The organism is Citrobacter sp. LJND-P06 (assembly GCF_058188415.1).
Genome location: NZ_CP187317.1, coordinates 744,786 through 759,618, shown reverse-complemented (window position 1 = coordinate 759,618; position 14,833 = coordinate 744,786). Strand labels below are relative to the sequence as shown.

The 14,833-nt window shown below is 53.5% G+C and carries 13 protein-coding genes; 5 read left to right on the top strand and 8 right to left on the bottom strand.

Annotated elements, in window-relative coordinates; translation table 11 throughout:
• Positions 1-235 precede the first annotated feature (235 nt).
• Entirely contained in the window at positions 236-895 is a 660-nt protein-coding gene (rpiA, locus tag ACO7SM_RS03665; protein ID WP_271443918.1) for a ribose-5-phosphate isomerase RpiA, read from the bottom strand.
• Positions 896-1,053: 158 nt separating this feature from the next.
• Between rpiA and argP the strand changes: the two genes are divergently transcribed.
• The 5 genes from argP to scpC all read left to right on the top strand — a co-directional run bounded on the left by argP (position 1,054) and on the right by scpC (position 7,561).
• Positions 1,054-1,947, top strand: coding sequence for a DNA-binding transcriptional regulator ArgP (gene argP, locus ACO7SM_RS03660; protein WP_490469728.1), 894 nt, complete (start codon positions 1,054-1,056; stop codon positions 1,945-1,947).
• A 194-nt stretch (positions 1,948-2,141) separates the two neighbouring features.
• Positions 2,142-4,286 (top strand): methylmalonyl-CoA mutase, encoded by a 2,145-nt coding sequence (scpA, locus tag ACO7SM_RS03655; RefSeq protein WP_490469727.1) that lies wholly within the window; start codon positions 2,142-2,144, stop codon positions 4,284-4,286.
• Positions 4,279-5,274, top strand: coding sequence for a methylmalonyl Co-A mutase-associated GTPase MeaB (gene meaB / locus ACO7SM_RS03650; protein ID WP_490469726.1), 996 nt, complete (start codon positions 4,279-4,281; stop codon positions 5,272-5,274). The genes scpA and meaB overlap by 8 nt, the downstream gene beginning before the upstream one ends.
• A gap of 10 nt (positions 5,275-5,284) precedes the next feature.
• The gene (gene scpB / locus ACO7SM_RS03645; protein ID WP_490469725.1) at positions 5,285-6,070 is read left to right on the top strand and encodes a methylmalonyl-CoA decarboxylase; all 786 of its coding nucleotides are present in this window, start codon (positions 5,285-5,287) and stop codon (positions 6,068-6,070) included.
• Between the two features lie 24 nt (positions 6,071-6,094).
• Complete coding sequence (gene scpC / locus ACO7SM_RS03640) at positions 6,095-7,561, top strand: succinyl-CoA:acetate CoA-transferase ScpC (RefSeq protein WP_490469724.1); 1,467 nt, start codon at positions 6,095-6,097, stop codon at positions 7,559-7,561.
• On the opposite strand, the gene srsR is transcribed toward scpC, so the two are convergent.
• The 7 genes from srsR to epd form a co-directional block, all read right to left on the bottom strand.
• Positions 7,558-8,454, bottom strand: a complete 897-nt coding sequence (srsR, locus tag ACO7SM_RS03635; protein ID WP_490469723.1) for a LysR family transcriptional regulator SrsR — start codon at positions 8,452-8,454, stop codon at positions 7,558-7,560. The genes scpC and srsR overlap by 4 nt on opposite strands.
• Positions 8,455-8,604: 150 nt before the next feature.
• Entirely contained in the window at positions 8,605-9,351 is a 747-nt protein-coding gene (locus ACO7SM_RS03630) for an oxidative stress defense protein (RefSeq protein ID WP_490470859.1), read from the bottom strand.
• A gap of 93 nt (positions 9,352-9,444) precedes the next feature.
• Entirely contained in the window at positions 9,445-10,080 is a 636-nt protein-coding gene (gene argO / locus ACO7SM_RS03625; RefSeq protein WP_203360046.1) for an arginine exporter ArgO, read from the bottom strand.
• A 208-nt stretch (positions 10,081-10,288) separates the two neighbouring features.
• On the bottom strand, positions 10,289-11,149 hold the full coding sequence (mscS, locus tag ACO7SM_RS03620; protein ID WP_490469722.1) for a small-conductance mechanosensitive channel MscS: 861 nt from the start codon (positions 11,147-11,149) through the stop codon (positions 10,289-10,291).
• 190 nt (positions 11,150-11,339) lie between these two features.
• Positions 11,340-12,419 carry a class II fructose-bisphosphate aldolase gene (fbaA, locus tag ACO7SM_RS03615; RefSeq protein WP_276293956.1) on the bottom strand — a complete coding sequence of 360 codons (1,080 nt, stop codon included), beginning with the start codon at positions 12,417-12,419 and terminating at the stop codon, positions 11,340-11,342.
• 92 nt (positions 12,420-12,511) lie between these two features.
• Positions 12,512-13,675, bottom strand: coding sequence for a phosphoglycerate kinase (pgk, locus tag ACO7SM_RS03610; RefSeq protein ID WP_490469721.1), 1,164 nt, complete (start codon positions 13,673-13,675; stop codon positions 12,512-12,514).
• Positions 13,676-13,723: 48 nt separating this feature from the next.
• Positions 13,724-14,743 carry an erythrose-4-phosphate dehydrogenase gene (gene epd, locus ACO7SM_RS03605; RefSeq protein WP_490469720.1) on the bottom strand — a complete coding sequence of 340 codons (1,020 nt, stop codon included), beginning with the start codon at positions 14,741-14,743 and terminating at the stop codon, positions 13,724-13,726.
• Positions 14,744-14,833: the final 90 nt, after the last annotated feature.

The following is a 14,833-nucleotide window of genomic DNA, read 5'->3' as shown; positions in this document are numbered from 1 at the left end:
TTGTGTGTGTGGATTTGCATCCGCCTTCAACATATCAAAAAAAACTATCGCGGCAATATGAACGTTTGCGTCACCATTCTGGGGACACCGGATTCGGCAGGAAATAACAGAGGAAAATGCTGGGAAGTCGCGGGAGTTTAGCGAGATCGGTAGGGCAAGTTTCTAAACGTGATACATGTCACCAAATTTGCCCTACCGAAAATTTTTTAACAGGGGAAGCGGTTCCCCTGTCAGATTATTTCACGATAGTTTTCACACCGTCAGCGGTGCCAATCAGCGCAACGTCCGCGCCACGGTTGGCGAACAGACCGACTGTCACCACGCCCGGAATCGCGTTAATGGCATTTTCCATCGCGATAGGGTCGATGATTTCCATACCGTGTACGTCGAGGATCACGTTGCCGTTATCAGTCACCACGCCCTGACGATACTCCGGACGACCGCCGAGCTTCACTAACTGGCGTGCAACGGCGCTGCGCGCCATCGGGATCACTTCTACCGGCAGTGGGAAATTCCCCAGAATATCCACCTCTTTGGAAGCATCTGCGATACAAATGAATTTCTTCGCCACCGAGGCAATAATCTTTTCACGGGTTAACGCCGCGCCGCCGCCTTTGATCATCTGCATGTGGCCGTTGATTTCATCCGCGCCGTCAACGTAGACACCCAGGCTGTCCACTTCGTTAAGATCAAAAACGTGAATGCCAAGGCTTTTGAGTTTTTCAGTGGACGCATCCGAACTGGACACTGCGCCTTCAATCTGGCCTTTCATTGTACCCAGCGCATCAATAAAGTGCGCGGCGGTTGAGCCTGTCCCTACTCCTACAATGGTTCCGGGTTGTACATACTGAAGTGCCGCCCATCCTACTGCTTTTTTCAGTTCATCCTGCGTCATGGTCGTTTCGCCTGTGGTGTGAAATTTCAGGCGCATTATAGAACATTGATGAGAAAAATGTCCCAACCCCCATTTGCCAACGGTGGAATTCGTCTGTACCCAACTAAAATTTGTGTCATAGTGCATAACCCCCCAAATTTCAGGAGTACGTCATAGCAATGAAACGTCCGGACTACAGAACACTACAAGCATTGGATGCGGTGATACGTGAACGAGGATTTGAGCGCGCGGCACAGAAGCTGTGCATCACGCAATCCGCCGTCTCACAACGCATAAAACAGCTTGAGAATATGTTCGGGCAGCCGCTGCTGGTACGTACCGTTCCGCCACGCCCGACGGAGCAAGGGCAAAAGCTGCTGGCGCTGCTGCGTCAGGTTGAACTGCTGGAAGACGAATGGCTGGGAGACGAGCAAACTGGCTCAACGCCGCTGCTGTTGTCGCTGGCGGTGAACGCCGACAGCCTGGCAACCTGGCTGCTGCCCGCTCTGGCTCCCGTGCTGGCTGATTCGCCTATCCGCCTGAATTTACAGGTGGAAGATGAAACCCGTACGCAAGAACGTCTGCGTCGCGGCGAGGTGGTGGGCGCGGTGAGTATTCAGCACCAGGCGCTGCCAAGCTGTCTGGTCGATAAGCTCGGCGCACTCGACTATCTGTTCGTGGCCTCACGCGCCTTTGCGGCACGCTATTTTCCGAACGGTGTCACCCGCTCGGCGCTGCTGAAAGCGCCCGCGGTAGCATTTGACCATCTCGATGATATGCACCAGGCCTTCCTGCAGCAGAACTTCGACCTGCCGCCGGGTAGCGTACCGTGCCACATCGTTAACTCTTCTGAAGCCTTTGTGCAACTGGCTCGTCAGGGCACGACCTGCTGTATGATCCCCCATTTGCAGATCGAGCAAGAGCTGGACAGCGGCGAGTTGATCGACTTAACGCCCGGTCTGTTTCAGCGCCGGATGCTTTACTGGCACCGTTTTGCGCCGGAGAGCCGCATGATGCGCAACGTCACTGACGCGCTGCTGGCATACGGTCATAAAGTGCTGCGTCAGGATTAATGCCCGATTGCCGGATAACATTGAATTTATCCGGCTCACTTGCAAATAAAAGTCTTTGAAATACATCACAAAATAAATAATTCCAGGCGGCAAAAAACGACGCGTCGTTGGCTGTTTTTTGCTGGCGACAGCGCAGGTTAAAAAGCTCACCGTATTCGCAAGAACCCCTTCCATTGCGTAATACGGAGCAACACATGTCACATTTGCAGGACTGGCAACGGCTGGCCAATAAGGAACTCAGTCGTCAGGAAAAAACCGTCGAAGACCTTGTTCGCCACACGGCAGAAGGGATCGCCGTCAAGCCGTTATATACCCCCGCCGACCTCGATAATCTGGAAGTGATGGATACCCTCCCCGGTCTGCCGCCCTACGTTCGCGGCCCACGCGCCACCATGTACACGGCGCAACCCTGGACTATTCGCCAGTACGCCGGTTTTTCCACTGCCAAAGAGTCCAATGCCTTTTACCGTCGCAACCTTGCTGCGGGGCAAAAAGGATTATCCGTGGCGTTTGATCTCGCCACCCATCGCGGTTACGACTCTGATAATCCGCGTGTGGCGGGCGATGTGGGTAAAGCCGGTGTCGCCATTGATACCGTGGAAGATATGAAAGTCCTGTTCGACCAGATCCCTCTGGATAAAATGTCCGTCTCAATGACCATGAACGGCGCGGTATTGCCGGTAATGGCGTTCTATATCGTGGCAGCGGAAGAACAGGGCGCCACACCAGAACAACTCACCGGCACGATTCAAAACGATATCCTGAAAGAGTACCTGTGCCGCAACACCTATATTTATCCACCAAAACCCTCCATGCGCATTATCGCCGACATCATTGCCTGGTGTTCGGGCAATATGCCGCGCTTTAACACCATCAGTATTAGCGGTTATCACATGGGGGAAGCTGGCGCCAACTGTGTACAGCAGGTTGCGTTCACCCTGGCGGACGGCATCGAGTACATCAAAGCGGCACTCTCTGCCGGACTGAAAATTGATGATTTTGCCCCTCGCTTATCTTTCTTCTTCGGTATCGGCATGGATCTGTTTATGAACGTCGCCATGCTGCGCGCCGCACGTTACCTGTGGAGCGAAGCGGTCAGCAGTTTTGGGGCAACCAACCCGAAATCGCTGGCGCTGCGCACCCACTGCCAGACCTCCGGCTGGAGTCTGACCGAGCAGGATCCCTATAACAATGTCATCCGCACCACCATTGAAGCGCTTGGCGCAACGCTTGGCGGTACCCAGTCTCTCCATACCAACGCCTTCGACGAAGCGCTGGGCCTGCCCGGCGATTTTTCGGCGCGTATCGCCCGCAACACGCAAATTATCATTCAGGAAGAGTCAGAAATTTGTCGCACCGTCGATCCGCTGGCGGGCTCTTACTACGTAGAGTCGCTGACCGATCAGGTCGTCAAGCAGGCGCGGGCGATCATTCAGCAAATCGACGAGGCGGGCGGCATGGCGAAGGCTATCGAAGCCGGGCTGCCGAAACGGATGATCGAAGAGGCATCCGCTCGCGAACAGTCGCTTATCGATCAGGGCAAACGGGTGATCGTCGGGGTGAACAAATACAAGCTGGAGAAAGAAGATGAAACGTCAGTGCTGGAAATTGACAACGTTAAAGTCCGCAACGAGCAAATTGCCTCACTGAAGCACATCCGCGCCACCCGCGACGACGCAGCGGTCAAATCCGCACTGCGCGCCCTCACCCATGCCGCACAGCATAATGAAAACCTGCTTGCCGCCGCAGTCGTTGCCGCCCGGGCCCGCGCCACATTGGGTGAAATTTCCGATGCGCTGGAAACGGCGTTCGACCGTTACCTCGTCCCCAGCCAGTGCGTCACCGGCGTGATTGCGCAAAGCTATCATCAATCCAGCAACTCCGCCGCTGAGTTCGACGCCATCCTTGCGCAAACCGAACAGTTTCTCACCGATCATGGCCGCCGTCCGCGGATCCTGATCGCAAAAATGGGCCAGGATGGCCACGATCGCGGCGCGAAAGTGATCGCCAGCGCCTATTCCGATCTCGGTTTCGACGTTGATCTCAGCCCGATGTTTTCCACGCCAGAAGAAATAGCCCGTCTGGCGATCGAAAACGACGTGCACGTGGTAGGCGCATCGTCGCTGGCCGCCGGTCATAAAACGCTGATCCCTGAGCTGGTGGCTGCGCTCAAAAACTGGGGTCGCGAAGATATCCTGGTCGTGGCAGGCGGCGTGATCCCACCTCAGGATTACACTTTCCTGCAAGAACGCGGCGTCGCGGCAATTTATGGTCCCGGCACCCCCATGCTGGAAAGCGTGCGCGATGTGTTGACCCGCATTGAGCAACAGCATGATTAACGACGCCACGCTGGAAGAGACTATCCGGCGACTCCAACTGGGCGATCGCGCCACGCTCGCTCAGGCGATGACGCTGATAGAAAGCCGTCATCCCGGGCATCAGGCGCTGAGCACAACACTGCTGGATGCGATCATGCCGTTCACCGGCAATGCCCTGCGTCTGGGCATTACCGGTACGCCAGGTGCGGGGAAGAGCACCTTTCTCGACGCATTCGGCATGTTGCTTATCCGCCACGGCCTGCGGGTGGCGGTCATCGCCGTCGACCCGAGCAGCCCGGTGAGCGGCGGCAGTATTCTCGGGGACAAAACCCGCATGACGGAACTGGCGCGCGCCGATGCCGCGTTTATTCGCCCGGTGCCCTCCAGCGGGCATCTGGGTGGAACCAGCCAGCGCGCTCATGAATTGATTCTGCTCTGCGAAGCGGCGGGCTTTGATGTGGTCATTGTCGAAACCGTTGGTGTGGGTCAGTCAGAAATTGAAGTCGCCCGCATGGTGGACTGCTTTGTCTCGCTGCAAATTGCGGGCGGCGGCGACGCTCTGCAAGGGATCAAAAAAGGGATCATGGAGATGGCTGACCTGATCGTTATCAATAAGGATGACGCCGATAATCGCCCCAACGTCGCCATTACCCGCCATATGTATGACGCTGCGCTGCACATTTTACGCCGCAAGTATGAAGAGTGGCAGCCGCAGGTTCTGGCCTGCAGCGCTCTTGAGAAACGCGGCATTGACGAGATATGGCAAACCATCACCGACTTCAGAGCCGCACTCACCGCCAGCGGTCGGCTGGCGCACGTTCGCCAGCAGCAGTCGGTCGAGTGGCTGCAAAAACAGACCGAAGAATCGGCGCTGCGCCTGCTCTTTACCCGTACCGAATTTGATCGTTATTTCCATCAAATGCTGCAGGCGGTCAAAAACAATGACCTGTCACCGCGTACCGGCCTGCGTCACATCAACGAATTTCTTCAGCATCAGTATTTTGAATAAAGGAACTTTTATGTCTTATCAATATGTTAACGTTGTCATTATCCATAAAGTTGCGGTTATTGAGTTTAACTATGCCCGTAAACTCAACGCCCTGAGTAAAGTGTTTATGGACGATTTAATGCAGGCGCTGAGCGACCTGAATCGACCAGACATTCGTTGCATCATTTTGCGCGCTCCCAGCGGGGCAAAAGTCTTCTCGGCGGGCCATGACATTCACGAACTGCCCACCGGACGGCGCGATCCGCTCTCGTATGACGATCCGCTGCGCCAGATAACCCGCATGATCCAAAAATATCCTAAACCGGTTATTTCCATGGTCGAAGGCAGCGTCTGGGGCGGTGCGTTTGAAATGATCATGAGTTCCGATCTGATTATCGCCGCCAGCACGTCGACCTTCTCGATGACCCCGGTCAATCTCGGCGTGCCGTATAACCTGGTGGGCATTCACAACCTGACGCGGGACGCAGGTTTCCATATCGTCAAAGAGCTGATTTTTACCGCCTCCCCCATTACCGCACAACGGGCGCTGGCTGTCGGCATTCTTAACCATGTGGTCGATGTTGCTGAGCTGGAAGATTTCACCCTCCAGATAGCGCACCACATTTCAGAAAAAGCGCCTTTGGCGATCGCCGTCATCAAGGAAGAGCTACGCGTACTGGGTGAAGCACACACCATGAATTCTGATGAGTTCGAGCGTATCCAGGGAATGCGCCGCGCCGTTTACGACAGCCAGGACTATCAGGAAGGGATGAACGCGTTCCTGCAAAAACGGAAACCGAATTTTGTCGGTCACTAATAGCGTCCAACGAAGGAACGCAGAATGAAACGAATGAGCGCCGATGAAGCGGCGGAGTTTATTCAGCACGATGATATGGTTGCCTTCAGCGGCTTTACCCCGGCGGGTTCGCCGAAAGCCCTGCCCGCCGCCATTGCCAGACGTGCCAGTGAAAAGCATGGCGCGCAACAGCCTTTTCAGATCCGTCTGCTGACCGGCGCTTCTATCGGCGCGGCGGCCGACGACGCATTGTCAGAGGCGGACGCCGTCTCCTGGCGAGCGCCGTATCAGACCTCCGCCTGTCTGCGGGAAAAAATCAATCAGGGGCAGGTTAATTTTGTCGATCTGCACCTGAGCGAAGTGGCGCAAATGGTCAATTACGGTTTTTTTGGCGACATTGATATTGCGGTAATTGAGGCCTCCTCGATTGCGCCGGATGGCCGGGTCTGGCTTTCCAGCGGGATCGGCAATGCGCCAACCTGGCTGCTGCGGGCGAAAAAAGTGATCATTGAACTGAATCACTACCATAGCCCGCGAGTCAGTGAACTGGCCGATATTGTCATTCCCGGCGCGCCACCGCGGCGCAATAGCGTACCTATTTTTCATACCATGGATCGCGTAGGCAGCCAGTGTGTGCAGATTGATCCCAAAAAGATCGTCGCCCTGGTGGAAACTGAATTACCCGACGCCGGAAACACGACGGTAAAAGAAAACCCGACCTGCCAGCAAATTGCCGACAATGTCGTGGCGTTCCTACTCAATGAAATCGTGAATCAGCGCATTCCACCGGAATTTCTGCCCCTGCAAAGCGGGGTCGGCAATATTAACAATGCGGTTATGGCGAGGCTTGGCGAAAATCCGCAGATCCCGCCGTTTATGATGTATTCCGAGGTACTGCAGGACTCGGTGGTGCATCTGCTGGAGACGGAGAAAATTATCGGCGCCAGCGCTTCCAGCCTGACCGTTTCGGCCAGTTCACTGCAAAAGATTTACGACAATATGGATTTCTTCGCCAGTCGCATCGTGCTTCGCCCACAGGAGATATCCAATAATCCGGAGATTATTCGCCGCCTGGGGGTGATTGCGCTGAATGTCGGCCTTGAGTTTGATATTTATGGTCACGCCAACTCGACGCATATTGCCGGTGTCAATCTGATGAATGGTATCGGCGGCAGCGGCGATTTTGAACGTAACGCCTATTTGTCTATCTTTATGGCGCCGTCTATTGCGAAAGGCGGGAAGATTTCAACGATTGTCCCGATGTGCAGCCACGTTGATCACAGTGAACACAGCGTTAAGGTCATCATTACCGAGCAAGGTATTGCTGATTTGCGCGGGTTATCCCCGCTTCAGCGCGCGCGCACGATTATCGACAACTGCGCGCATCCGCTGTACCGGGATTATCTGCACCGTTATCTGGAAAATGCCCCCGGCGGGCATATCCATCACGATCTTCGTCACGCGTTTGATCTGCACCGCAACCTGCTGGAAAGCGGTTCGATGCTCGGTTAGTTCGCTGTACCGTCACGATCTTCGGCAATATGCTGAAGCATCGTGGTGGTATAACGATGGTTCTTCAGGGAATAGAGAAATTCCCGCATATACATCGGGCTGTGCGGCGCGTCGAAATACTTGAGTTTTGCCGGATTCACCAGACGCCAGGCAAAATGCGGTATTACCGTCAAAAACTGCCCGCGCTCCACGGCGCTGATCTTCGCCATAAAACTGTAAGGCCGATAAATAATTGTAGGGCTAATCCCACACGGGCGCATATACGCATCCAGCATTGCTTCAAAATTGGCTCTGTTCTGAAAGCGCATTTGTAGCCAGGGTAACTCCTGTAAGAGCTCCTGCGGCTGCCTCTCTTCATAACGCCGGGAAACCAGAAACCCCAGACGCAGCGGCGGCAGGTCTGTCACGGTGAGATTGTCCAGTTGCTCGACGCGGGCTGAAACCTGCTGCGGCGAAAGAATAAAATCGAGCTTCCTGTCGAACAAATTATCGATAACCCCGTTCTCGCTAAATTCAACGGCCTGCGCGGTCACACCGTCATACTTGTCACCGAGGCTTATCAGCTGATCGAAAATAATGGTGGGATACGTATTGTCGATTCCGATCACAATATTGCGCGAGCGGCGGGCCGAGTGCTGAATGTCGTTATCGATTGCGGATAAACGCTGATAAATCGGAAAAAGTTTTTGATACAACTCCTGCCCCGCCTTATTCAGGCTGATGCTGTTATCTTTGCGGGTAAACAGCGTGTAACCGATCTGCTCCTCCAGCGCCGAAATGCTTTTGCCAAAGGGAGAGGCCGTCATATGTATTTTTTCCGCCGCTCTGACAATATTGTTGGTTTGCGCCAACAGAATGAAATTACGCATCTTCTTTGAAATAAAGATATCCATAGTTACCTCATGAAATCACCATGGCATATCCTCATTTTGTCGAAGAAAAAGACTGGAAGCAGCGTCCCACTTTTACAGTTGTTCACAAAATAGATGAAGGGAAATACGGAAAGGATTAAAAAACCCGGCAGTGACGCCGGGTTCTGTAGATTACTGTGCTTTAGGGGGCGTTGCCTGTTGCTGCCCTGCGGCAGGTTCCAACTGGAATACCACATCGACCTGATCGCCAAACTGGATGGTTGGCTGCTCATAGCTTTCCTCAGCCGACACGGCAGGCGCCGCATCCGCTTTCATCATCCGTACCACCGGGCTGGGCTGATAGTTGGAGACGTGGTAGCGCACGCTGTAGACCGGCCCCAGTTTGCTGTTGAAACCCGCCGCCAGCTCCTGAGCCTGATGGATTGCATCGTCAATCGCCGCTTTGCGCGCCTTGTCTTTATATTCTTCCGGCTGCGCAACACCCAGCGAGACTGAACGGATCTCGTTCAAACCGGCCTTCAGTGCGCCATCCAACAGGGCGTTAAGCTTGTCCAGTTGTCGCAGAGTCACTTCAACGGTACGCACCGCACGGTAGCCTTTCAGAACACTTTTACCATTCTGATAATCGTAGTCCGGCTGCGTGCGCAGGTTGGCTGAACTGATATCTTTCTTCGCTATCTGATTTTGCTCAAGGAAGGAAAGATACTGCGCCACGCGCTCGTCCGCCTGTTTCTTGGCGGTTGCCGCATCTTTCGCCGCAACATTCACTTCAATCGCCAGGGTAGCGATATCTGGGGTCGCGTCCACACTTGCTGTACCGGAGGTCACAATGTGCGGCCCGGCAGGTAATTCATTTGCCTGTACCGAGATTGCACTGAATCCGACTAATGCCGCCAGGGCCATCATTTTGAACTTCACTGTCGCTCCTCCATGTTTCATTTATTGCCCTGAAACTCAGGGCGCATGCAGGCAAGCTTAGCGTGTATCTGCATATTGTCTATCAGACCAGGCCTAAATAAAGAGGGCATGAACGTGCGCAACACCTTCTTTTGCCAGTTGAAAAGCGATAAACCACATCACCAGTCCAACCAAAATATTGATCGTGCGTTGGGCTTTGGCGGTACGCAGTCTCGGTGCCAGCCAGGCGGCCAGCAGCGCCAGACCAAAGAACCAAAGAAATGACGCGCTCACCGTACCGAGAGCGAACCAGCGCCGGGGTTCGACATCCAGTTGCCCACCCAGACTCCCCAGCACCACGAAGGTATCCAGATAAACATGCGGATTGAGCCAGGTTACCGCCAGCATGGTGGCGATGATTTTCCAGCGCCCCTGTTTCATCACTTCCGCGCTGGCGAGTTCCAGGTTACTGCTCATTGCCGTTTTTAACGCGCCGAAACCATACCACAGGAGAAAGGCCACGCCGCCCCAGGTGACAAGCGCCATCAGCCACGGCGACTGCATTAACAATGCGCTGCCGCCAAAGATCCCCGCACAAATCAGCAGCAAGTCGCTGACAGCGCAAAGTAAGGCAATCATCAGGTGATACTGCCGACGAATCCCCTGATTCATGACAAACGCATTCTGTGGGCCGAGAGGCAGGATCATGGCCGCGCCGAGCGCAAGCCCTTGAAAATAATAAGACAACACGTTAGATATCCTGAGCAATTCATCTTTAATGCAGACTATAGCGCGGCAAAATCATTAGCGGAAATTGATAATTTTAATCACATATTAGAGGAATTAATGGAGAGCGAAGAAAATGCCGAATGGACTCTAATGCGTGATACGGACGACGAAAGACTGCCGTTGCAGGCCTGACAGCATCGCGCCATCAGGCCCTACGCGAACGTAAAAATTACTCTGCTACGCTCTCTTTCACACGCTTGAAGTTGACGTCCATTTTCGGCGACGGGAAGCGAATGCCCTGCGCATCAAACTCACGCTTAATGCGTTCCAGCACATCCCAATACACCTCTTGTAGATCGCCGCTGTTGCTCCAGGCACGCACCACGAAATTAATCGATGACGCGCCCAGCTCATTCAGGCGTACGGTCATTTCACGGTCTTTCAGAATACGATCTTCAGACTGAATGATATCGGTCAGGATCTTTTTCACCTGATCAATATCGGCGTCATAGGTCACGCTGATAATAAATTCGTTGCGGCGAACCGGCTCACGGGAAAAGTTAATGATATTTCCGGCGATGATTTTACCGTTGGGAATCACCACGATTTTACCGTCGAGAGTGCGCATGGTGGTGGAGAAAATCTGCACGTTAAGTACCGATCCCGCAACGCCGCCCAGATCAACATACTCACCGGCACGGAACGGACGGAACATCACCAGCAATACCCCAGCAGCGAGGTTAGACAAAGACCCTTGCAGCGCCAGACCAACGGCTAAACCTGCGGCACCCAGTACCGCAATGACGGAGGCCGTCTGAACCCCGACTCGACCCAATGCCGCAATCAGCGTAAAGGCGATGATACCGTAACGCACCAGCGCGGAGAGAAAGTCAGCGACCGTCGTATCAATTTGACGCGCAACCATCAGACGGTTCACGGTATTTGATACGATACGCGCCACGATCATCCCGACGATGATGATAGCGATTGCAGCAACGATGTTAACGGCATAACTCAGCAGTAATGCCTGGTTGCGAATCAGCCAGGTGCCTGCACCGTTAATGCTGTCGACAACATTGAGATCTTCCATTCACTATTCCTTTTTTGCTTACCCAAACGGGAGACATAAAGCCGGCCCCAAAAGACCGGCAGTCTGACAAGAGTAAACAAAAAGGAGGAATTCTGCCAAATTGATCACATATTCTGCACAAACAGTATATTGAATTCGCCATAAAAAAGGCCCGCAAATGCGGGCCTCATGTCATGCAGAATGGCTTACATTACAGAACGTCAACCGCGTTCAGTTCAGTGAAAGCCTGCTCCAGACGGGTGATCATGGTTGCCTGACCAGCACGCAGCCATACGCGCGGATCGTAGTATTTCTTGTTCGGCTGATCTTCGCCTTTCGGGTTGCCCAACTGGCCTTGCAGGTAAGCTTCGTTCGCTTTGTAGTAGTTCAGAACACCTTCCCAGGTCGCCCATTGGGTGTCGGTATCGATGTTCATTTTCACTACGCCGTAGCTTACGGAGTCTTTGATTTCCTGAGCAGTAGAACCGGAACCGCCGTGGAAGACGAAGTTCAGGCTGTTGTGCGGCAGGTTGTGTTTCTTAGAAACATAGTCCTGAGAGTCGCGCAGGATCGTCGGAGTCAGAACCACGTTACCTGGTTTGTAAACGCCGTGTACGTTACCGAAGGAAGCGGCGATGGTGAAACGCGGGCTGATTTTGCTCAGCTCGGTGTACGCGTAATCAACGTCTTCCGGCTGGGTGTACAGTGCAGAAGCGTCCATGTGGCTGTTGTCCACGCCATCTTCTTCACCACCGGTGCAACCCAGTTCGATTTCCAGGGTCATGCCCATTTTGGACATGCGCGCCAGGTATTTGGAGCAGATTTCGATGTTCTCTTCCAGAGACTCTTCAGACAGGTCGATCATGTGAGAAGAGAACAGCGGCTTGCCGGTAGCAGCAAAGTGTTTTTCACCCGCGTCCAGCAGACCGTCGATCCACGGCAGCAGTTTCTTCGCGCAGTGGTCAGTGTGCAGGATAACCGGAACACCGTAGTGTTCAGCCATCTGATGAACGTGATGCGCGCCAGAGATAGCACCGAGGATTGCTGCGCCCTGAGGAACGTCAGACTTCACGCCTTTACCCGCGATGAAAGAAGCACCACCGTTAGAGAACTGGACGATAACCGGCGCTTTTACTTTCGCAGCGGTTTCCAGAACGGCGTTGATGGAGTCGGTACCGACGCAGTTAACTGCTGGCAGAGCGAAGTTGTTTTCTTTTGCTACCTGGAACACTTTCTGTACGTCATCACCAGTGATTACGCCTGGTTTTACGAAATCAAAAATTTTAGACATGTTTCGTTGTCCTGTATCGTCGGGCCTTAGAAAATGGTGCGTGCTTGCAAAGCGCGCTGAAAATTGGGCAGGTTTCCCTGCCCTTAAATGACTTACTTCTTAGCGCGCTCTTCGAGCATAGCTACTGCCGGCAGTACTTTGCCTTCCACGAATTCGAGGAATGCGCCGCCGCCAGTGGAAATGTAGGAGATCTTGTCAGCGATACCGAACAGATCGATAGCGGCCAGCGTGTCGCCGCCGCCAGCGATGGAGAATGCTTCGCTGTCTGCAATGGCGTTAGCAACGATTTCAGTGCCTTTACGGAAGTTCGGGAATTCAAACACGCCTACCGGGCCGTTCCACAGAATGGTTTTTGCATTCTTCAGGATTTCAGCCAGTTGCTGTGCGGAAGCATCACCGATATCCAGGATCTGCTCGTCTTCTTTCACGTCAGAAACAGATTTCAGGGTAGCCGCTGCGGATTCAGAGAACTCAGTCGCGACGCGAACATCAGCCGGAACCGGGATGTCACAGATAGTCAGCAGACGTTTTGCTTCATCAACCAGGTCAGCTTCGTACAGGGATTTGCCGACGTTGTGGCCTTGAGCAGCAACGAAGGTGTTGGCGATACCACCGCCAACGATCAGTTGGTCAGCGATTTTAGACAGAGAGTCCAGAACGGTCAGTTTGGTAGAGACTTTAGAACCACCAACGATAGCGACCATCGGGCGAGCCGGTTCTTTCAGTGCTTTACCCAGTGCTTCCAGTTCGTCAGCCAGCAGCGGGCCTGCACATGCTACGTCTGCAAATTTGCCGATACCGTGGGTAGAAGCCTGTGCACGGTGAGCCGTACCGAAAGCGTCCATCACGAATACGTCGCACAATGCAGCGTATTTTTTGGACAGTGCTTCGTCGTCTTTCTTCTCGCCTTTGTTAAAGCGAACGTTTTCCAGAACCACCAGTTCACCGGCGGCAACTTCAACGCCGTCCAGGTAATCTTTTACCAGACGAACCGGGTTAGACAGCTTGTCTTTCAGGTAGTTAACAACCGGCAGCAGAGAGAATTCTTCGTTGTACTCGCCTTCGGTAGGACGACCCAGGTGGGAAGTTACCATCACTTTTGCACCCTGCTTCAGGGCCAGTTCGATGGTTGGCAGAGAAGCACGGATACGCGCGTCGCTGGTTACTTTCCCTTCTTTAACTGGTACGTTCAGATCCGCACGGATAAAAACACGTTTACCAGCAAGATCCAGATCGGTCATCTTAATTACAGACATGGTGAATCCTCTCGTTGATTCTTAAAGTTTTGCAAGCGCTTACGCGCTTTACCTGAAACCAATAGCAGCCATAGCTAACGTTGTGTCGAGCATGCGGTTAGCAAAGCCCCATTCATTATCACACCAGACCAGAGTCTTAATCAGGTGCGCACCACTCACGCGTGTTTGAGTCCCATCAACGATGGCACTGTGCGGGTCGTGGTTAAAATCTATCGAGACCAACGGTAATTCCGTATAGTCAACTATACCATGAAATGCACCTTGTGCTGCTTTTTGCAGCAACTGATTGACTTCATTGGCTTTTACTGGTTTTTTCACCGTCACACTTAAGTCGATCGCCGTCACATTTATGGTCGGTACGCGAACAGCAATCGCTTCGAATCGATCGTTGAATTGCGGAAAAATTCGCGTAATACCGGCAGACAGTTTGGTATCAACCGGAATAATCGACTGGCTCGCGGCTCGCGTACGTCGCAGGTCAGGATGATACGCATCAATCACCTGTTGATCGTGCATAGCCGAGTGGATCGTGGTGACGGTTCCGGACTCAATGCCATAAGCATCATCCAACAACTTGATGACCGGAATAATGCAATTCGTCGTGCAGGAGGCATTCGAGACAATGTGGTGTTCTGCCCGCAACTGTTCCTGATTCACGCCAAATACCACGGTGGCGTCGAGATCGTTGCTGCCAGGATGTGAAAAGAGCACTTTCTTTGCGCCAGCGGCGATATGTGCCTCGCCGTGTTCGCGGTTACCGTAGACGCCGGTGCAATCCAGCACAATATCAACACCCAGTTCACGCCAGGGCAGCACGTCGAGAGTCCGTTCGTGCAAAATGCGAATAGCATCATCGCCAACGATGAGTTGATCGCGCTCCTGGCGAACATCCCATGCAAAACGTCCATGGCTGGTGTCATATTTCAACAAATGCGCCATGCCTGCAGCATCCGCCAGTTCGTTGATTGCCACCACGGTGATTTCCGCCCGACGTCCGGATTCATACAAAGCACGAACCACATTACGCCCGATGCGACCAAAGCCATTAATCGCTACGCGTACGGTCATAGGTCTCCTGCAAGGCTATCCCGATTCAAATGAGGCTGACAGAGTAATCCAGCAAATCGTCGAGGAAAACCTTACCTGTCGCAAACTGCG